This window comes from Streptomyces hyaluromycini (assembly GCF_002217755.1).
Taxonomy (GTDB): domain Bacteria; phylum Actinomycetota; class Actinomycetes; order Streptomycetales; family Streptomycetaceae; genus Streptomyces; species Streptomyces hyaluromycini.
Genome location: NZ_BCFL01000017.1, coordinates 276442 through 294358 on the forward strand (window position 1 = coordinate 276442; position 17917 = coordinate 294358).

19 protein-coding genes and 1 pseudogene are annotated in these 17917 nt (G+C 71.0%); 8 read left to right on the forward strand and 12 right to left on the reverse strand.

The features are described from left to right. Window positions 1-116: 116 nt before the first annotated feature. Entirely contained in the window at window positions 117-1499 is a 1383-nt protein-coding gene (locus SSP29_RS09215) for an ethanolamine ammonia-lyase subunit EutB (RefSeq protein WP_089100060.1), read from the reverse strand. Window positions 1500-1659: 160 nt separating this feature from the next. Between SSP29_RS09215 and SSP29_RS09220 the strand changes: the two genes are divergently transcribed. Then, window positions 1660-3171, forward strand: coding sequence for an APC family permease (locus SSP29_RS09220; RefSeq protein ID WP_089100061.1), 1512 nt, complete (start codon window positions 1660-1662; stop codon window positions 3169-3171). A 163-nt stretch (window positions 3172-3334) separates the two neighbouring features. Here SSP29_RS09220 and SSP29_RS09225 read toward each other — a convergent pair whose 3' ends face one another. The 4 genes from SSP29_RS09225 to SSP29_RS09240 form a co-directional block, all read right to left on the reverse strand. Beyond that, window positions 3335-3808, reverse strand: a complete 474-nt coding sequence (locus SSP29_RS09225; RefSeq protein WP_089100062.1) for a peptidoglycan-binding domain-containing protein — start codon at window positions 3806-3808, stop codon at window positions 3335-3337. Between the two features lie 218 nt (window positions 3809-4026). Beyond that, entirely contained in the window at window positions 4027-5004 is a 978-nt protein-coding gene (locus tag SSP29_RS09230) for a helix-turn-helix domain-containing protein (protein WP_145968869.1), read from the reverse strand. Then, window positions 5001-5831, reverse strand: coding sequence for a peptidoglycan-binding protein (locus SSP29_RS09235; RefSeq protein ID WP_089100064.1), 831 nt, complete (start codon window positions 5829-5831; stop codon window positions 5001-5003). The genes SSP29_RS09230 and SSP29_RS09235 overlap by 4 nt, the downstream gene beginning before the upstream one ends. A gap of 136 nt (window positions 5832-5967) precedes the next feature. Then, window positions 5968-6468 carry a GbsR/MarR family transcriptional regulator gene (locus SSP29_RS09240; RefSeq protein ID WP_089100065.1) on the reverse strand — a complete coding sequence of 167 codons (501 nt, stop codon included), beginning with the start codon at window positions 6466-6468 and terminating at the stop codon, window positions 5968-5970. 73 nt (window positions 6469-6541) lie between these two features. Here SSP29_RS09240 and SSP29_RS09245 point away from each other — a divergent pair, with 73 nt between their 5' ends. From SSP29_RS09245 to SSP29_RS09255, 3 genes are all read left to right on the forward strand, one after another. Continuing rightward, entirely contained in the window at window positions 6542-7438 is an 897-nt protein-coding gene (locus SSP29_RS09245; protein ID WP_089100066.1) for an ABC transporter ATP-binding protein, read from the forward strand. Beyond that, a complete protein-coding gene (locus tag SSP29_RS09250; RefSeq protein ID WP_089100067.1) occupies window positions 7435-9006 on the forward strand; it encodes an ABC transporter permease in 1572 nt (523 codons plus the stop codon). The genes SSP29_RS09245 and SSP29_RS09250 overlap by 4 nt, the downstream gene beginning before the upstream one ends. Window positions 9007-9096: 90 nt before the next feature. After that, a complete protein-coding gene (locus tag SSP29_RS09255; RefSeq protein ID WP_089100068.1) occupies window positions 9097-9729 on the forward strand; it encodes a hypothetical protein in 633 nt (210 codons plus the stop codon). Between the two features lie 47 nt (window positions 9730-9776). Here SSP29_RS09255 and SSP29_RS09260 read toward each other — a convergent pair whose 3' ends face one another. Then, window positions 9777-10373, reverse strand: a complete 597-nt coding sequence (locus SSP29_RS09260) for a Uma2 family endonuclease (RefSeq protein WP_089100069.1) — start codon at window positions 10371-10373, stop codon at window positions 9777-9779. An 87-nt stretch (window positions 10374-10460) separates the two neighbouring features. Continuing rightward, on the reverse strand, window positions 10461-11666 hold the full coding sequence (locus SSP29_RS09265; protein ID WP_089100070.1) for a cytochrome P450: 1206 nt from the start codon (window positions 11664-11666) through the stop codon (window positions 10461-10463). A gap of 185 nt (window positions 11667-11851) precedes the next feature. Here SSP29_RS09265 and SSP29_RS55200 point away from each other — a divergent pair. Then, window positions 11852-12223, forward strand: a pseudogene (locus SSP29_RS55200) (GntR family transcriptional regulator); the annotation flags it as partial. Between the two features lie 154 nt (window positions 12224-12377). On the opposite strand, the gene SSP29_RS09280 reads toward SSP29_RS55200, so the two are convergent. Both SSP29_RS09280 and SSP29_RS09285 read right to left on the reverse strand, forming a co-directional pair. After that, window positions 12378-12572, reverse strand: a complete 195-nt coding sequence (locus tag SSP29_RS09280; protein ID WP_089100071.1) for a DUF397 domain-containing protein — start codon at window positions 12570-12572, stop codon at window positions 12378-12380. Then, entirely contained in the window at window positions 12572-13345 is a 774-nt protein-coding gene (locus SSP29_RS09285; protein WP_150133826.1) for a DUF5753 domain-containing protein, read from the reverse strand. The genes SSP29_RS09280 and SSP29_RS09285 overlap by 1 nt, the downstream gene beginning before the upstream one ends. Before the next feature lie 304 nt (window positions 13346-13649). On the opposite strand from SSP29_RS09285, the gene SSP29_RS09290 reads away from it, so the two are divergent. The 3 genes from SSP29_RS09290 to SSP29_RS09300 all read left to right on the forward strand — a co-directional run bounded on the left by SSP29_RS09290 (window position 13650) and on the right by SSP29_RS09300 (window position 14729). After that, entirely contained in the window at window positions 13650-14051 is a 402-nt protein-coding gene (locus tag SSP29_RS09290) for an ATP-binding protein (RefSeq protein ID WP_089100073.1), read from the forward strand. Window positions 14052-14127: 76 nt separating this feature from the next. Beyond that, window positions 14128-14418 carry a hypothetical protein gene (locus SSP29_RS09295; protein WP_089100074.1) on the forward strand — a complete coding sequence of 97 codons (291 nt, stop codon included), beginning with the start codon at window positions 14128-14130 and terminating at the stop codon, window positions 14416-14418. Then, the gene (locus SSP29_RS09300; RefSeq protein WP_089100075.1) at window positions 14415-14729 is read left to right on the forward strand and encodes a hypothetical protein; all 315 of its coding nucleotides are present in this window, start codon (window positions 14415-14417) and stop codon (window positions 14727-14729) included. Before SSP29_RS09295 ends, SSP29_RS09300 begins: the two co-directional genes overlap by 4 nt. A gap of 10 nt (window positions 14730-14739) precedes the next feature. On the opposite strand, the gene SSP29_RS09305 is transcribed toward SSP29_RS09300, so the two are convergent. From SSP29_RS09305 to SSP29_RS09315, 3 genes are all read right to left on the reverse strand, one after another. After that, on the reverse strand, window positions 14740-15579 hold the full coding sequence (locus SSP29_RS09305) for an MHYT domain-containing protein (protein ID WP_089100076.1): 840 nt from the start codon (window positions 15577-15579) through the stop codon (window positions 14740-14742). 235 nt (window positions 15580-15814) lie between these two features. Continuing rightward, window positions 15815-16489 carry a response regulator gene (locus SSP29_RS09310; protein WP_089100077.1) on the reverse strand — a complete coding sequence of 225 codons (675 nt, stop codon included), beginning with the start codon at window positions 16487-16489 and terminating at the stop codon, window positions 15815-15817. Next, window positions 16486-17859 carry a sensor histidine kinase gene (locus SSP29_RS09315; protein WP_089100078.1) on the reverse strand — a complete coding sequence of 458 codons (1374 nt, stop codon included), beginning with the start codon at window positions 17857-17859 and terminating at the stop codon, window positions 16486-16488. The genes SSP29_RS09310 and SSP29_RS09315 overlap by 4 nt, the downstream gene beginning before the upstream one ends. Window positions 17860-17917 lie beyond the last annotated feature (58 nt).

Below are 17917 nucleotides of genomic sequence, written 5' to 3' on the forward strand. Positions count from 1 at the left end.
CGCCCCGGCCACGTCGATCGCGCCTGCCACCCCGGCGACGTCGGCCACGCCAGCCGCCCCAGCCACATCGGTCATGTCGATCGCGCCGGTCACCCCGGCCATGTCGGCCACCTCTGTCATGCCGCCAGTTCCCTTCCGATCGCCGTCAGCGGATGGCCGTCGGCCTCGCGCAGGGCGCCGTCTTCGCCCAGGAGCCCGATCGACTCCAGCCACGCCTCGAACTCCGGGGCCGGGCGCAGGCCCAGCACCTCGCGCAGGTACAACGCGTCGTGGTAGGAGGCCGACTGGTAGTTGAGCATGATGTCGTCGCCGCCCGGCGTGCAGATCACGAAGGACGCGCCCGCGACGGCGAGCATGGTCAGCATCGTGGCGATGTCGTCGTCATCGGCGTCGGCGTGGTTCGTGTAGCAGATGTCCAGGCCCATGGGCAGGCCGAGCAGCTTGCCGCAGAAGTGGTCCTCCAGGGCGGCCCGGAGGATCTGCCGGCCGTCGTAGAGGTACTCCGGGCCGATGAAGCCGACGACGGTGTTGACCAGCAGGGGCCGGTAGCGGCGGGCGACCGCGTACGCCCTCGCCTCCACCGTCTGCTGGTCCACCCCGTGGTGCGCGTCCGCCGACAGGGCGCTGCCCTGGCCGGTCTCGAAGTACATGACGTTGTCGCCGACGGTTCCGCGGCCGAGCGCGCGCGCCGCCTCGTACGCCTCGTCGAGCAGGCCGAGGGTCACCCCGAAGGAGGCGTTCGCCGCCTGGGTGCCGGCGATGGACTGGAAGACCAGGTCGACCGGGGCGCCGCGCTCCATCAGGTCCACGCTGGTGGTGACGTGGCACAGCACGCAGGACTGGGTGGGGATCGAGTAGCGGTCGATCACTCCGGCCAGGAGCTCCAGCAGGTCGCGGACCGCCTTCGGGCTGTCGGTCGCCGGGTTGATGCCGATGACCGCGTCGCCGGAGCCGAGGAGGAGGCCGTCCAGGAGGGCGGCCGCCACTCCCGCCGGGTCGTCGGTCGGATGGTTCGGCTGCAACCGCGTCGCGAGCCGCCCCGGCAGGCCGATCGTCGAGCGGAACGCGGTGACCACCCGCACCTTGCGGGCGACGGCCACCAGGTCCGCGTTCCCCATCAGCTTGGACACCGCGGCGGTCATCTCCGGCGTGAGCCCCGGCGCCACGGCGGCCAGGGCCCCGGTGTCCGCCGCCAGCAGCCACTCCCGGAACTCGCCGACCGTCAGTCCGGCGACGGGTGCGAAGGCGGCCGCGTCGTGCGTGTCCAGGATCAGCCGGGTCACGTCGTCGTCCTCGTACGGGATCACCGGCTCGGTCAGGAAGGTCGCGAGCGGCACCTCCGCGAGCGCCCAGCGGGCGGCGACCCGCTGCCGCGCGCTCGCGGCGGCGAGGCCGGCCAGCCGGTCGCCGGAGCGTTCCGGGCTCGCGGCGGCCAGCAGGCGGGCCAGGGAGTCGAAGCGGTGGCGTTCGCCGCCGAGGGTGGCCGTGTACGTGCTCATGGCGGCGACCGTACGAGCCGGGTGTTGCCGACAGATTGCGTCAGATTTCTAAAGGTCTGGTTGACAAACATTTAACGCCCCGAGACCCTCTACCGACTCATTCGGCCTACAGAGTTCCGGTCCAGTACAGCCAGCGAACAGCAGGAGAGGGGCCACCCCGATGGCAGTGGACGAGGGAGTCGCCCCGGCGACGGAAACAGGCGGCGAGGGCACGGTTCACCGGCTCAAGCCCAACGCGATCGGCCTGCTCGGGGTGGTCTTCATGGCCGTCGCGACCGCCGCGCCCATCACCGCGATGACCGGCAACGTGCCCTTCATGGTGTCGTCGGGCAATGGCATCGGGGCCCCGGCGAGCTATCTCGTCGCAATGGTCGTCCTGGCAATCTTTTCCGTCGGCTTCACGTCGATGGCGAAGCACATCACCTCGACGGGCGCCTTCTACGGCTTCATCTCCTACGGTCTGGGCCGCACCGCGGGCCTGGCGTCGGGGCTGCTCGCCACCTTCGCGTACGTCGTCTTCGAACCGGCGCTGATCGGCATCTTCTCGGTCTTCGCCAACACAACCCTGAAGGACCAGACCGGGCTTGACATCCCGTGGTGGGCCTTCGCGATCCTGATGCTGGCCATCAACGCGACCGGCACCTGGTTCGGCGTCAGCGTCGCCGAGAAGCTCCTCGTCGTCCTCCTCGGCACCGAGGTGACCGTCCTCGCGGCGATGGCGATCTCGGTCGCCCTGCACGGCGGCGGCCCGCACGGCTTCACCTTCGGCCCGGTCAACCCGGTCAACGCCTTCAAGGGCACCTCGGCCGGCCTCGGCCTCTTCTTCGCCTTCTGGTCCTGGGTCGGCTTCGAGTCCACGGCCATGTACGGCGAGGAGTCCCGGGACCCGAAGAAGATCATCCCCAAGGCGACGATGATCTCGGTCCTCGGCGTCGGCGTCTTCTACGTCTTCGTCTCCTGGATGGCCATCACCGGCAACGGCGAGACGGAGGCCGTGAAGGCCGCCTCCTCCTCGAACCCGCTCGCCCTCTTCTTCAACCCGACCGAGCACTACGTCGGCCACTGGGCGGTCGTCCTCATGCAGTGGCTGATGATCACCGGCTCGCTGGCCTGCGGCATGGCCTTCCACAACTGCGCCGCCCGCTACATGTACGCGCTGGGCCGGGAAGGCGTGCTGCCGAAGCTCCAGAGCACCGTCGGCCGCACCCACCACAGGCACGGCTCCCCGCACATCGCGGGCCTGGTGCAGACGGTGATCTCCGCCGTCCTGATCGCCGCTTTCTGGATCGCGGGCAAGGACCCGTACAACGCCCTCTACGTCCTGCTCGCCATCCTCGGCACCATGGCGATCCTGGTCGTACAGGCGGTCTGCTCGTTCGCGGTGCTGGTCTACTTCCGCAAGAACCACCCCGAGAGCCGGCACTGGTTCAAGACCTTCGCCGCCCCGCTCATCGGCGGCGTCGCGATGCTCGCCGTGGTCGTCCTGCTGGTGTCCAACATGGGCGTCGCGGCCGGTACGGAGTCCGGCTCACTGCTGCTGAAGGCGACGCCGTGGCTGGTGGCGCTGGTCGCGGCGACGGGCGTCGGCTACGCGCAGTACCTCAAGCACCGGGCACCGGAGCGGTACGCGCTGCTGGGGCGGACGGTGCTGGAGGAGACGAGGGAGCGCTGAGCGCCCCGCAAGGGGCGCCGGGGGTACCCCCGGCCGAAGGCTGGGGGAGGAACTGCGCGCTCGGCCACGACGCTCCCGCAGGTACGCACTCACCTGCGGGCCGGCGGCGGGCCGGCCGCGCAGTTCCCCGCGCCCCTCTAATCGGGACGTCTCGCCGAACCTCTCAGCACTCGCTGCTGTGGCCGTCGGCGAACCTCTTGAACGCGGCCTGGGTGGCCGGGCCGGCGACTCCGTCGATGCTGCTGTCGTAGCCCCAGAACGCCTGGAGGAGGCGCTGCAACGCCGAGACCGTGCCGCCGCCGACGTCCCCGTCGATCGCGCCCGTGTACCCCCAGTACTCCTTCAGGTTGCGCTGGAACGCCTTCCAGCTGTCGGTGCCGAGCTGCCCGTCGATCCCGTCGGTGTAGCCCCAGTAGTCCCGCAGCCAGCACTGGACGTACTTGGCCTGGGTCGTGCTCAGGCCGAGGTTCACCGTGGCGCGCGGAGCGACCGCCTTGGAGCTCACCGTCTGCGTCGAGACCTGCGTGGACGCGGGTGTCGCCGCGAAGCTGCTGCTCGCGCCCGCCAGTGTCCCGGCGGCGATCGTGACAGCGGTGGCGAGAGCCGCAAATGTCCTCGGCACGGTATTCGGTCGCACGTCATCTCCTCCTCAAGTCATGGATCACATCGCGGTGGCGGACGGGGTCCCCGATCCGGCACACCGGACCGGGGACCTCCCCCGCCGCCGACGATGCTCCGGGGCACCGGCTCCGGGTGTCGACGGCCCCGGGGAATCTGCCGGAACAGCGGAACTGCACCGGCTCTGACCTGAGGGTTTTCCGTACCGGATGAGGGATGCGCGGGTCGTCCCGAGGGTCAGGGCGACGGCGTGGAGTAGCACTTCGGAGGGTGGGCCGATCCGGCGCTCAGGCATGCCGTGAGCCGAGCGGTGCGGCCGGTGACGGCGACCAGGTCCGTGTAGACGAACCCGGCGGCGTCGCTGCGGCGGGCGACGGTGACGCTCTGCCTCGGCCGGCCCGGAGCCGTGAAGCTGAGGGTGTCCCCTACGGCGGTGTTCCAGACCCTGGCCCAGGCGGCACGGCACATCGGGCTGTAGCGGATCTCCAGGCCGAAGCCGGCGGGGATCTGTGTGTGGAGCAGCGTCTCCGGCTCCACACCGCACTTCTCCACTCCCGGGTCGAGCCCGTCGCAGGCGCTTCCCGTGCAGCCGACGTGGAAGGCCGCGGCCGAGGGCACGGACAGCGCGGCGTCCGCGCCGGAATCGGAGGAGGTCCACGTGCGACCGGTGAGCGCCAGGAGCCCGGCGAGCAGCAGCACGGCAACGCCGCCGGCCACACCGACGCGCCATCGCGGCGACCTCCGCGGGCCGGGCACAGACGGCGCGGGGACGGATATCCCGGGAACGGATGACTCGGCGACGGATGGCTCGGCGACGGATGGCTGAGGCACAGACGGTTGAGGCACAGACGGCTCGGGCACGGACGGCTCGGGCACGGGTGGCCTGGGCACGGCTGGCCTGGGCACGGCTGGCCTGGGCACGGCTGGCCTGGGGACAGGCGTGGGCTCCGCCGTCGCGATCGCGCCGCGTCGGCTCCAGTCGGACTCGGCCAGCTCCCACAGGGCCCGGAGTCGCGGTTCGGGCTCGTTCGCGAGGACGCACAGCGCGCGTACGGCGAGCCACGGCGGCAGCGCGCGACCCGTCAGGTACCGCTGCCAGGACGACTTGCTGTACGCCGACTCGACGGCCAGCGCGGACAGGCTCAGCCCGGAACGCGCACGCAGCAGGCGCAGTTCCGTGGCGAGGCGGGCGCACTCCGGCGGTGTCCGGGTCATCGTCTCAGCGCCGCCCACGTCCGCGGTCCCACCTGGCCGTCGACATCCAGGCGGAACGCCTTCTGCGCGCTGATCACCGCGCTCTCGGTGAGCGGGCCGAAGTTGCCGTCGACGCCGCCCGGCGACTCCCCCGCGTGCTGGAGCAGACACTGCAACTCGGCGACCTCGGGTCCCCACATGTCGACCTGGAGGTGATCGGTGCGGGTCGCGCTGTTGCCCGCGTACCACAGCCCCGCCTTGCGGACGAAGTGACAGGTGTACGGGACGGGTTTCGCCGCCGTCGCGGTGGTACGGGGTACCGCGACCGCGGACGCGCTGTGTCCCGGTTCCATCACCAGCACCGCGATCACCGCTCCCGCCGCGGCCGAGAGGCCGACCGTCGCCAGCTGCCGCAGCAGGTTCCTGGGCCGGGAACCGGCGCCCTTCCCGACGACCGCGGCACCGGCGCGCGGGCCCTCCCCGGGATCCACAGGCACCACGAGGACGCCCGGTGCGGCAGACGCACCTTCCTCCTGCCCCCGCTCCGGCTCCTCGCCCGCCCCGGAGTCGTCGAGGTGGTCACGACGCCACGCGTCCCCCGCCCTCTCGTACCGTGCGAGCAGCCGCGTGGTGTCCGCCGCCACCATCGTGGCCATCGACTCCACGGCCTCGCGGGGCGGCAGCAGCCGGCCGCCGAGATAACGCTCCCAGGACGAGGAGCTGTAGCCCGTGCCGGTGGCGAGGTCCCGCAGGCTCAGTCCGGATGTGTCCTTCAACCGCCGTAATTCTGCGACGAATTCAACGACCGCCGGGTCGAGCCCGGCCGGCAGCGCTTTCCAACGTGCCACGTCCGCCCCTTGTTTCGAAGCCGTGTGGGACGCCCAGCGCCCCGGAAGGGATAGTAATGTCGCCGTTCTCCCTTCTGCGAGGAGCTCCAACGCGTCGGCCTGTCGGGCCGGTTGGGCCGGTCGGGGCGATGCGCTCCTATCGGGGCACGTCGCCGAACTGCTTGTCCCGGCGGTCCCGCCAGCGCTCCATCATCTTCACGATCTCCTCGTCGACGAACTCGAAGAACGCCAGTGTCTCGGCCATCCGCCGGCCCGCCGGGGTGTCGGGGCCGAGGCTGGCGACCCCCTCCCGCAGGGCGGCCTCCCAGCGTTTGATCACGGCTTCCCGGTTGGTGAGGGCCTCGTACCACTGGTCGCCGTGCACCCGGTAGCGCTCCCGGCGCGAGCCCGGCTCCCGCTCCCTGGCGACCATGTGCGTCATCGTCAGGTAGCGCACCGCCCCGGACACCGCCGCGGGGCTGATCTGCAGCCGTTCGCCCAGCTCGGCGGAGGTCAGCACGCCCTCGTCGGAGGAGAGCAGGGCGGCGAAGACCCGGGCGGGCATGCGCTGCATCCCGGCCTCGACGAGCTGCGCCGCGAAGGACTCGACGAACTTCGACACGGCCTCCGTGTCCCGGTCACCGGCTGTTTCCGTCATGGGCTCACCCTATCCGAGCTTCAGACGTTTCCTTAACTTCACAAATTTCTGAAAGAAGCGTACGTTCTGAGCCATGACGAAGGCAATCACGGTCGCCGGGCTCCACAAGTCCTTCGGCCGCACCCGCGCCCTGGACGGCCTCGACCTGGCCGTCGAGGCCGGCGAGGTGCACGGTTTCCTCGGCCCCAACGGCTCCGGGAAGTCGACCACGATCCGGGTGCTGCTCGGCCTGCTGCGCGCCGACTCGGGCGCCGCGCAGATCCTCGGCCGCGACCCCTGGACGGACGCCGTGGAGGTGCACCGCCGGATCGCCTACGTCCCCGGAGACGTGACCCTCTGGCGCAACCTCTCCGGCGGCGAGGTCATCGACCTCTACGGCCGCCTGCGCGGAGGCCTGGACAAGGCCCGCCGCGCCGACCTGATCGACCGCTTCGAACTCGACCCGACGAAGAAGGGCCGCGCCTACTCGAAGGGCAACCGGCAGAAGGTCGCCCTGGTGGCCGCCTTCGCCTCCGACGTCGACCTGCTGATCCTCGACGAACCGACCTCCGGCCTCGACCCCCTGATGGAGGAGGTCTTCCAGCGCTGCGTGGAGGAGGAACGCGACCGGGGCCGTACGGTCCTGCTCTCCTCGCACATCCTCAGCGAGGTCGAGGAACTCTGCGACCGCGTCAGCATCATCCGGGCCGGCCGGACCGTCGAGTCCGGCTCCCTCGCCGACCTGCGCCACCTCACCCGCACCAGCGTGACCGCCGAACTCGCGGGCCCGCCCAACGGGTTGGCGCACCTCCCCGGCGTCCACGACCTCGACGTCCAGGGCCACCGAATCCGCCTCCAGGTCGACACCGACCAGCTCACCGCCGTACTCCGCTCGCTCTCCGAGACCGGCGTCCGCTCCCTCACCTCCACTCCCCCGACCCTGGAGGAACTCTTCCTGCGCCACTACCAGGACGAGGCGGCCGTGCGATGAGCACCCTCACCGGCACCGGCACCCTGCTGCGCTTCGCGCTGCGCCGCGACCGGGTGACGACCCCGGTCTGGATCGCGGTGAACGCGCTGACGGTCCTCTCCATGCCGAGCACGCTGCAGAGCCTGTACGGCACGGAGGCCGAACGCACCGACCTGGTCCGCCAGTTGCAGACCAACGCCTCCTTCCGCGCCCTGATCGGCCCGCTCCACGACACCTCGCTCGGCGGCCTGACGGCGTGGCGGGTCGGCGTGTACGCCGGTCTCCTCGCGGCCGTGACCGGCCTGCTCGTCGTCGTACGCCACACCCGTGACGAGGAGGAGACCGGCCGCGCGGAGCTGCTGGCCTCGGGCGCGGTGGGCCGCCGGGCCTCCCTGACCGCGGCCCTGCTGACGGCAGCGGTGGCGAACGGGGCGTTGGCCCTGCTCATCACCGCCGGTCTGGCGCAGCAGGGCGCGGCCGGGGCGCTGTCCTTCGGGCTCGGCCTGGGTGCCTTGGGCATGGTCTTCGCGACGATGGCGGCGATCGTGGCACAGCTGACGGAGAGCGCCCGCCTGGCGAGGGGCGTGACGTCGGCGGTCCTGGGCGCGGCCTTCGTGCTGCGCGCGGCGGGGGACTCGGTGAAGACGGACGGGTCGTCGCCGTGGACCTGGCTCTCCCCGCTGGGCTGGCTGGAGAACCTCCGCCCGTTCGCGGCGGAACGCTGGTGGGTGCTGCTGCTGTTCGCGGCCGCGGTGCTGGTGCAGGCCGGGGTGGCCTACGTCCTGGCAGGCCGCCGCGACCTCGGCATGAGCTTCTTCCCCGCCCGCCCCGGCCCCGCGACCGGCCGCCTGGGCTCCGCCGCCGCCCTCGCCTGGCGGCTCCAGCGGGGCGGTGTGCTCGGCTGGTCGCTCGGTTTCTTCCTGGCGGGTGTGATCTACGGCGGCCTGACGGAAGGCGCGGCCGGCATGGTCGGCGACAACAAGAACGCCCGCGAGATCTTCGAGCGGATGGGCGGCCAGAGCGGGCTGACCGACGCCTTCCTCGCCGCGATGGTCGGCATGCTGGGTCTGATCGCCGCGCTGTACGTCGTCGCGTCCGTCCTCCGCCTCAACGGGGAGGAGACCTCGGGCCGCGCCGAACCCCTCCTCGCCGGTCCGGTGAGCCGGCTGCGCTGGGCGGCCGGCCACCTGACGATCGCCTTCGCCGGCGCGGCCCTGATCATGCTCCTGGCCGGGGCGGGCTTCGCCGTCGGCTACGGGAAGCAGGTGGGCCCGATCCTGGGCGCCTGCCTGGTGCAGCTCCCGGCGGTGTGGGTGATCGGCGGCCTGGCGCTGCTCCTGTACGGCCTGGCCCCCCGCCTGTGCGCCCCCGCCTCCTGGGGCGTGGCGGTGGCGGTCCTGCTGATCGGCTGGGTGGGCCCGGCCCTGAACGCCCCCCGGCTCGTCCTGGACCTCTCCCCCTTCGGCCACCTGCCCAAGCTGCCGGGCGGGGGGATGGAATGGGAGCCGGTGATGATCCTGCTCGGGCTGGCGGCGGTGCTGGCAGGCGCGGGGCTGGCGGGGCTGCGCAGGCGGGACCTCACGGGCTGAGGGGCGGGTGGGGGTGCAACCGTTCGTAGCGCGGCACAACCACCGTCCAGGGCAGGGCAATTGGCGGCAAGCGGTGGTCTACTGCATTACATGCGTCTTACGCGCGATACGCGGGACACGCTGTTGATGGGCGCGGCCGTCGGAGGGTTCACGGCGGTGCTCCTCCTCGTCGTCGAGTTGTTCTTGCGATGGCCGTGGCAGTGGATGGTGCCCCTCCCCGCCACCGGATTCGTGTTCGGGGTCCTGCTCGCCGCCATGTCGCTGGGCGACGAGGAGCGCGCCGCGGACCGGCGGGAGAACAGCCGCGTGATCCTGCTCGCCTGGGCATGCCTCAACGAGGGGCGCTGCGAGACCGACCCGGCGGCGTTCACCGCCGACGGGGAAGGGTGGGAGCTGCCGGCGAGCCCGCTCTTTCGCGGCTCGCTGCTGGCCGTGGGCCACCGGGACGGCGTCGAGGTGGGCATCAGCTGCTCCGCGCACCGGGATCCCGAGGCGGATTCCGATCAGCCCATGACGATCCTGGTCCACCTCTCCGAGGAGCGGTCGCCCGCACGGGTGCACCACCGGAAGCTACACCGACTGGGCCTGGGGGACGTGGCGTCGGTGGCGGTGGGCGGCCGGGAGCTGTGGGTGAAGTACGACGGCTGGCCGGCTGATTTTGTGGAGCTGAACGCGCAGGTCGACGCGGTCGTTCGGCTGGCGGCGAGCCTGCAGGAGGCGTGACGCGGATACCCGGCCTCGTCGGCGTCGACAGTGCGCGGCCGCTGATCTCAGTCGACGTACTGCTTGAGTTCCTCGGTGTCGAGTTCGATGCCGACGGGATCGGGGAGAGTGACCTTGCCCCCGAGCTTCACCACGTGGATGTCCCGGTATCCGTCCTCCGGGTCGGGGTCACTGTGGACGAGAATCGACAGACTGTCACGGTCGATCAGCAGGTAGACGGGGATCCCGGCCTCGGCGTATGCCTGAGGCTTCTCCACACGGTCACGGTTGTGGGTATCCGAGTCGTAAGAGGTGATCTCGACTGCCATCAACACGCCAGCAGGGTCAGCCCAGTCACCCCGCCCGTTGAAGTATCCGACTGGTGCGAGCACGGCGTCGGGCTTGGCGCGGCCCCTGCGATACGCCTCGACCTTCAGCCCTTGACCCGTCGGGTTGAGGGTGAGGTCGGGCCGCGCTTGCTTGCAATGGAAGACCAACCACATCGCGATCTCGCCGTGGCTGCCGTTCGTCACCTTCTTGACCCCGATCCGTCCGCCGATGAACTCGAAGCTGACGGTCTCGTCCATACGCTCGGCGAATTCGGCGATCCGCTCGAACGTGTCCACTGACAACTGTGACGACGCACGCTCTGCCATAACCGTCATGGTGCCTCCCTTCGCAGGCAGACACCAGCTTGACGAGTCAGCCGCGTAGATCACCCGGAATCAGTCACTGATCAGCCGAACGGGTGATCACCCCACCTCCACCCGCAACCCCTCCAGCCCCCGGATCACGAAGTTCGGTTTCCGGTCCGGCTCCGCCGCCAGGGTCAGGGCCGGCGCCCGTTCCAGCAGTGCCGTCATGGAGGCGGCCAGCTCGATGCGGGCCAGCGGGGCGCCGATGCAGTAGTGGATGCCGGCGCTGAAGGAGATGTGCGGGTTGTCCCGGCGGGTGAGGTCGAGGCGGTCGGGGTTCTCGAAGACGGCCGGGTCGTGGTTGGCGGAGCCGAAGAGCATGGCGATCTCGGCGCCGCGCGGGATCGTGGTCCCGTCGATCTCGATCTCGTCCAGCACCCAGCGTTCGAAGAGCTGGAGCGGGGTGTCGTAACGCATCAGCTCCTCGATCGCGGTGGGGACCAGGGAGTGGTCGGCGCGGAGCGCGGCGAGCTGGGCGGGGTTGCGGAAGAGGGCGTACCAGCCGTTGACCGTGGCGTTGACGGTCGCCTCGTGGCCGGCGTTGAGGAGCAGGACGGCGGTGGAGATCATCTCCTGCTCGGTGAGCCGGTCGCCCTCGTCGTGCGCCTCGATCAGCCCGGAGATCAGGTCGTCGCCGGGCTCCTTGCGCCGCTCGGCGATCAGCTCCCGCAGGTAGTCGGAGAACTCCACGGAGGCCCGCACCGCCCTCGCCGCGGTCTCCTGCGACGGGTTCAGCTCGTACATCCCGCAGATGTCCGCCGACCAGGGGCGCAGCGGGGCGCGGTCCGCCTCCGGGATGCCGAGCATCTCGGCGATGACGGCGACGGGGAGGGGCTCGGCGACATCGGTGAGCAGGTCGCCGCCGCCGTTGCGCACCAGCCCGTCGACGAGCTCTCCGGCGAGCCGGGACACGTACGGCTTGAGCCGCTCGACCGTGCGCGGGGTGAACGCCTTCGACACCAGGCGGCGGATGCGGGTGTGGTCCGGCGGTTCGAGGTCGAGCATGCCGTGGTCGTTGAGCGTGTGGAACGGCTCGTGCTCCGGCGCGGGCGCGGTCCGCCCGAAGTCCTCGTGCGTGAACCGGTGCTGGTACGTCCGCCCCAGCCGCCGGTCCCGCAGCAGCGCCGAGACGTCGGCGTGGAGCGGAACCAGCCACTGGTCGGTGGGCTCGAAGTACTGCACCCGGCCCCGGGCGCGGAGCTCGGCGTAGGAGGGGTACGGGTCGGCCAGGAAGTCCGGGTCCCAGGGGTCGAAGGCTGCCATGGACGGACGTTAGACCGCCGGTCCCCTTCCTGACCAGGGGTGTCTCAGAGCCCCGATTGGCGGAACGGTTTCACCGGGCCCGAAGTGATCGACGGAGCGTGATTCTGCTCCAGCAGCTTTCGGTGGGGGCAGTAGCTTGCCGAATCCGTCCGCAACGACAGATACGACAGAGTGGAGGGCCGCGGATGCCCCGGGAAGCGCCCTATCTGGCCACGGCCGAGGCGCTGCGCGCGCGGATCGTCGCCGGCGAGTGGCGGCTCGGCGACCGGCTGCCGTCCCGGGCCCGGCTCGCCGAGGAGTACGGCGTCGGACGCAACGTCGTGCAGCGGGCGGTGGACCTGCTGATCGCCGACGGGCTCCTGGAAGGGCGGGCGGGCTCGGGGACGTACGTCGGGGTGCCGCGCGAACGGCTGCGGATGGTCCGTTCCCGGCGCCGCGAACGCTCGCTCGCCGCACTCACGGAGCGGGGCCGGGCGGGTGCCTGGGACGCGCACAGCGAGGCACGGGTCCCGGCCCCCGAGCACATCGCCGACCGGCTCGCCGTCGTCACCCCGGACCGGCTCCTGGGCCGCATGAACGCGACCGCCCGCTTCGTCTCCTGGGGCGGCATCCCCCTGGGCGGCCTCCTCGGCGGCACCTCGGGTTCGGCGCTCGGCCCGACGGCCACGCTGTGGATCGGCGCGACCGGGATGACACTGAGCGCCCTGCCCTTCAGCCGGGTGGCAGAGCCGGCTCACCGGCCTTGAGGTGATCGACGAGGGCGGCGAAGGCGGGGGCGGGGAAGGAGAGGGTGGCGCGGGTGGGGGCTTTGGAGTCGCGGATGGCTATGCGGGCGACGGTGGCGGCGATTTCGACGCAGGCGTCGCCGTCGCCTCCGCCGGAGTAGGTGGACTTCTGCCAGTTCATCACAGCTCCTTGGCCACTCGGTGAATGAAGTCACGCGACGCGGTGGGGTCCAGCGACGCTGACTGCACCCTGCGGAAGAGCGTACGAAGCTGCTCCAGTCGCGGCTGCTCATCGATGTACCGCGCGCCTGTGGGGGCATCTCGGAGCGCCGAGTCCAACTGGGGCACTGGACCACCCAGGTACAGCATCGAGGCCCCGGCGCCCGCGAAATGTTCGCGCTCGACGGGGATGACACGCACGCTCACCTGCCTCGCCTCGATCTTGTCCAGGATGAAGCGGAGTTGAGTCAGCGACGCCTGGCGGTCGGACACATGCACCCGCAGGCCGAACTCGTGGACGACCGTCTCGTACGGGGTCGGGTTGTCGCGCTCGATGACAGCCCGGCGCTGCATACGGTGCTCCGCCCTGAGGGCCACCTCTTCCTCGGACAGGCCCGGATTCGTGTAACCGAACACCGAACGGGCGTAATCAGCTGTCTGCAGCAGCCCCGGGACGTAGTGGATCACGACCTCACGCAGGTACGCCGCATGATGCTCGGCTTCGGCTCCGTCCAGGAACGCCTGGGGAAGGACGTCCCGGTAGTCCTCCCACCAGCCACGCGTGCGATCCGTCGCCATCGCCACCAGCGCCTCGATCAAGGGCTCATCGGTGCAGACGTAGTTGGCGGCGAGGCGGCGCACGCGCTTGGCGCTCACCCCTACGGTGCCGGACTCGATCTGGCTCATCTGAACGGCGTCGGCCTCCAACAACCCGGCCGCCTCCTTGGCCGTCATGCCCGTCGCCTCGCGCAGTTTCCGCAGTTCAGCGCCCAGCCTCACCCGCCGGGCCGTGAGATGCCTCTTCGGCGGCAACCGGTGCCTCCTCGCTCCAACTCCCCCGTGGACCTACCTCGTTCGAGGGCCAGAATACGGCAGCGGGTTGCACTTTCCTAAGTCTAGGAAATACCGTCGGTGACGCGACGCACACGCTGCGAGACACCGGGACCCCGGAAGCGCACCGCCCCGTCCTGCCACGGCGGCTGCGGCAATGCCACCGCCCGACGACCGCAACCCCCCACCACCCGAACGGAGTTCACGCATGCCCGAAAGCGACTCCTGGGAGTACTCGCTCTACGTTCCGAACGACCCCAGAGCCGTCCCGATCTGTCGCCGCACGCTGCGGATGATCCTCACCATGCACGGCCTGATCACGCTGGTCGACACCGCCGAACTCCTCGCGGCGGAGCTGGTCTCCAACGCCGTACGGCATACGAAGGGCCCGGTGGCCCTGAGGGTGCGCCACGCGGGCGGGGTGCTGCGGGTCGGCGCGTGGGACGCGGACCCCGAACCCCCCGTCTTCCCGGGCGGATCGGAGGCCTTCGCGGACGGCGGCAGAGGGCTCGCCCTCGTCCGGGCCTGCTCCGACCTGTGGGGCTGGCAGCCGCTGTCCAGGTTCGGCAACCGGGGCAAGTACGTGTGGTGCGAACTTGCCGTGGCGTGAGGCGCCGGCCAAGGTCCGCCGCGCATGGAATCGGCCGGGTACGGTGAAAGCCACATCGCGAAACGGAGCCGACGCCATGACCACCCAACCGGAAGCGCCCGGCCAGCCCCGTCTCCCTGCCATGCGGACCATCGGGGAACTTCGTGCGGCCCTCACCATGGGCTACGGCTTCCCCGGCGACGCCGACGACTTCGAGGCCGAGCTGGCGCGCGAGATCAACCATGCCGATCCCGCGGATCTCTCCGGGGTGGTCCGCGTCGTCGAGGAGTTCCGCGGTCGAGTCGTCGCACGCCAGGACCCTGACTTCGACACAGCCGTCGCCGCGGCCGTCACCGGAATCCGCAAGACCCGGGAAAGCGGCCGGTGAGCGACGACCAGTCGCCCACCATCGCCGAGATCACCGGTGAAGCACACGCTCGCTGCCTCGCCATCGGCGGCGGAGCGCTGGAGGCCGTCGAAGCACTACGAGCCGAGCCGGAGAAGAACCCGGAACTGGGCCGCCGGGCACACAGCCCCGTCGGGGGGATGAAGATCTACACGACGCGCCTGGAAGGCACCGGAGACCGCCCCGCGCTCACGGTCACCTACGTCTACGACGCCCCTCCCCCCGAGCCCGGCCTGATCCGCATCGCTCTCGTGTCGCCCGTGCGCTTCACCGGTGGTGACGCCGGTCTCTGAGCGCTCGGCGTCAGGACATGTAACGCCGGTCCGCCAGGGACTGCGGGCGTTCGGCGGGGGGCCAGGGCGGCGGGGACGGGAGGGCGGTGGGGGGTGTCGGGTCGGTCCATTCGCGTTGGCCGCCCACGACCTCGGGGTCGAACATGACGATCGCCGCGGCCAGGATCAGGGCCGCCACCGGGCCGGCCAGCATGATCAGGAGGAAGGCCAGCAGGCTCGTCGACGACTGGCCCGTCTGCATCTGGGCGACGTGGACGCTCACCGCGGCCATTCCGGTGTAGTGCATGGTCGAGACGGCCGCGCCCATCACCAGGCTGGCGCCGACGGTCGCCCAGACCGCGCTGATCGACACCGCCGCCCAGAGCGCGGCGGTCGCGGCGACCACGGCGATCACCACGGAGAGCGCGACGATCGTGGTGTCGTAGTGCACGGTGCCGCCGGTGTTCATCGCGCTCATGCCGAGGTAGTGCATCGCCGCCACACCGAGACCGGTGATGACGCCGGCGGTGCCCAGGGTGACGGGGCCCGAGCCCCGGTAACCGACCAGGAAGACGCCGATGGCGACCACCGCGATGGCGACGCCGAGGCTCAGCAGCGTCCGGCCGGCGTCGTAGTTGACCAGTGCGCCGCCCACGCTGAAGCCGATCATCGCGACGAAGTGCATGGTCCAGATGCCGCAGCCGAGGGAGACCGCGCCCAGGGCGAGCCAGCCCAGCTTCCGCTCGCCGCGGCGACGGCTGATGGAACGGGTCGTGCAGCGCAGGGCCAGCACGGAGCCCAGACATGCCATCAGGTAGGCGGCTATCGGAGTTATCAGGCCGTAGTGGAACTCGGACACGTCAGCGGTCATCGCGGCAACTTTCTTCGCGCGAAACGGGGACGGGGAGGGGAGGGGACGGCTGCGGCTCCCGCTGGGGAAACGGGAGTGGGAAAAGAGAGAAGAGGGAGTGGAATCAGCCACTTGGCCGATTCCTTCACCATTCAAACACAACTTGCGCATACTGTGTCCACACCTGTACCGCCCGCGATCGAATCGCAACAACGACTGTGCGCGTGGCATGTGCGCCGCATGTGCGCCGCCTGTGCTACCCCGGCGTCACCAGCCGTGCCTCGTAGGCGAACACCGCCGCCTGAGTTCGGTCGCGGAGGCCCAACTTCACCAGGATGCGGCTGACGTGGGTCTTGACGGTCGACTCGGCCACCACCAGGCGTTCGGCCATCTCCGCGTTGGACAGGCCCTGGGCGATGAGGACCAGGACCTCCGTCTCCCGGTCGGTGAGGTCGCCGTAGGCCGCGTGAGCCGCGGGCATCAGGCGCGGAGGGTCGGAGAGTTTCGAGAACTCCGTGATCAGGCGCCTGGTGACCGAGGGGGCCAGGAGGGCCTCGCCGGCCGCCACCACCCGCACGCCGTCGGCGAGCTGCCGGGCCGAGGCGTCCTTGAGGAGGAAGCCGGAGGCTCCGGCGCGCAGGGCCTGGTAGACGTACTCGTCGAGGTCGAAGGTGGTCAGGACCAGGACCTTCGCCGCGCTGTCGGCGGCCACGATCTCCCGGGTCGCCTCGATGCCGTTCAGCTCGGGCATGCGGATGTCCATCAGGACCACGTCGGGGGCGAGTTCACGGACCCGGTCCACCGCCTCCCGGCCGTTGACCGCCTCGCCGGCGACCTCGATGTCCGGCATCGCGTTGAGCAGGACCGAGAAGCCCTCGCGCACCATCATCTGGTCGTCCGCGATCAGTACGCGGATGGTGCCGGCGGTCATGCGTCACCTTCGCCGGGGGTCGCGGGGACGGGGAGGAACACCGTCACCTCGTAGCCGCCTTCAGGCGTGGCGGCCGCCGTCATCTCGCCGTTCAGCATCGAGACCCGCTCCCGCATGCCCGTGATGCCGTGGCCGGCGCCGGGCGACGGCTTGATGAGGGCGGGCTGCGGCGGGGGGCCGTTGACGACGCGCAGGCCCAGGCCGCCGATGACGTACCCGATCTCGACGCGGGCGCCCGCTCCCGGCGCATGGCGCAGGGTGTTGCTCAGCGCCTCCTGCACGATCCGGTACGCCGACAGCTCGACGCCCTGCGGGAGTTCACGGACCGCGCCGGTCACCCCCTTGTCGACGGCCAGGCCCGCCTCGCGCACATTGGCGAGCAGCCCGTCCAGGTCGGCGAGGGTGGGCTGCGGGGCGTCCGGCGCCTCGTAGTCCTCGGCGCGGACCACGCCCAGCACGCGGCGCAGTTCGGTGAGCGCCGCCACCGCGTTCTCCCGGATCGTGGCGAACGCCTTCTCCAGCTCCGGCGGCGGGTTCTCGACACGGTAGGGGGCCGCCTCCGCCTGGATGGCGACCACCGACATGTGGTGCGCCACCACGTCGTGCAGCTCGCGGGCGATCGTCGTGCGCTCCTCCAGCAGGGTGCGCCGGGAACGCTCGTGTGCCGTCTCCGTCTGCTGCGCGGTCACCGTCTGCTCGGCCTCCCGGCGGATCTGCCGGACGGAGGCGGCGAGCATGGATATCGCGGAGGCGACCAGCATCGGGGCGACGTTGTTCCCGTAGTGGCCCGAGCCGAAGAGCGAGAGGGCCGTGAAGCCGTAGAGCCCGGTGATCACCCACATCCAGGCCGCCGTCCGCGGGCGGGTGCGGACGGCGACCACCGTGAGCACCACCAGATGGGAGAAGAAGCTGCCCGGCGCCCAGGGCCATTCGTCCCAGGCGCTGCCCAGCAGGGCGCCGACCCAGGTCCCGACGAGGGACAGCCAGAACGCGGCGACCGGGCGCGCCAGCGTGAGCAGCACCGGCGCCAGCGCGAACAGGCCCGACACCAGGGCCCCGAACTCCCCCTGCGGGCGGTCCGTGACGGACACCAGCAGCGCCGCCCCGCCGGCCGCGACCACCGCGAGATGCGGGGCCCACACGGCGTACTGCCGCCACCGGACGGGGAGATGGCGGACGAACGGGCGGTCCATGCTCATCGGGGGCAACGGCCGGTAGGCGAAGGCGTCCTGGAACAGGTCCTGGCGCAGCCTGCGCAGGGCGTCCAGCGCCGCCCGGATCTCCGGGCTGCGCGGCTTGTACGGTTCGAACGCGCGGTCCGGCGGCTCGGGCGGCAGCGACTGCGGGTGCGGGTGGGTCGTCTCGGTCACGTAATCGACCGTAGGCGCAGCCGGGGCTCGCCGTCGTCACCAGTGAGGCGGGTCCTCA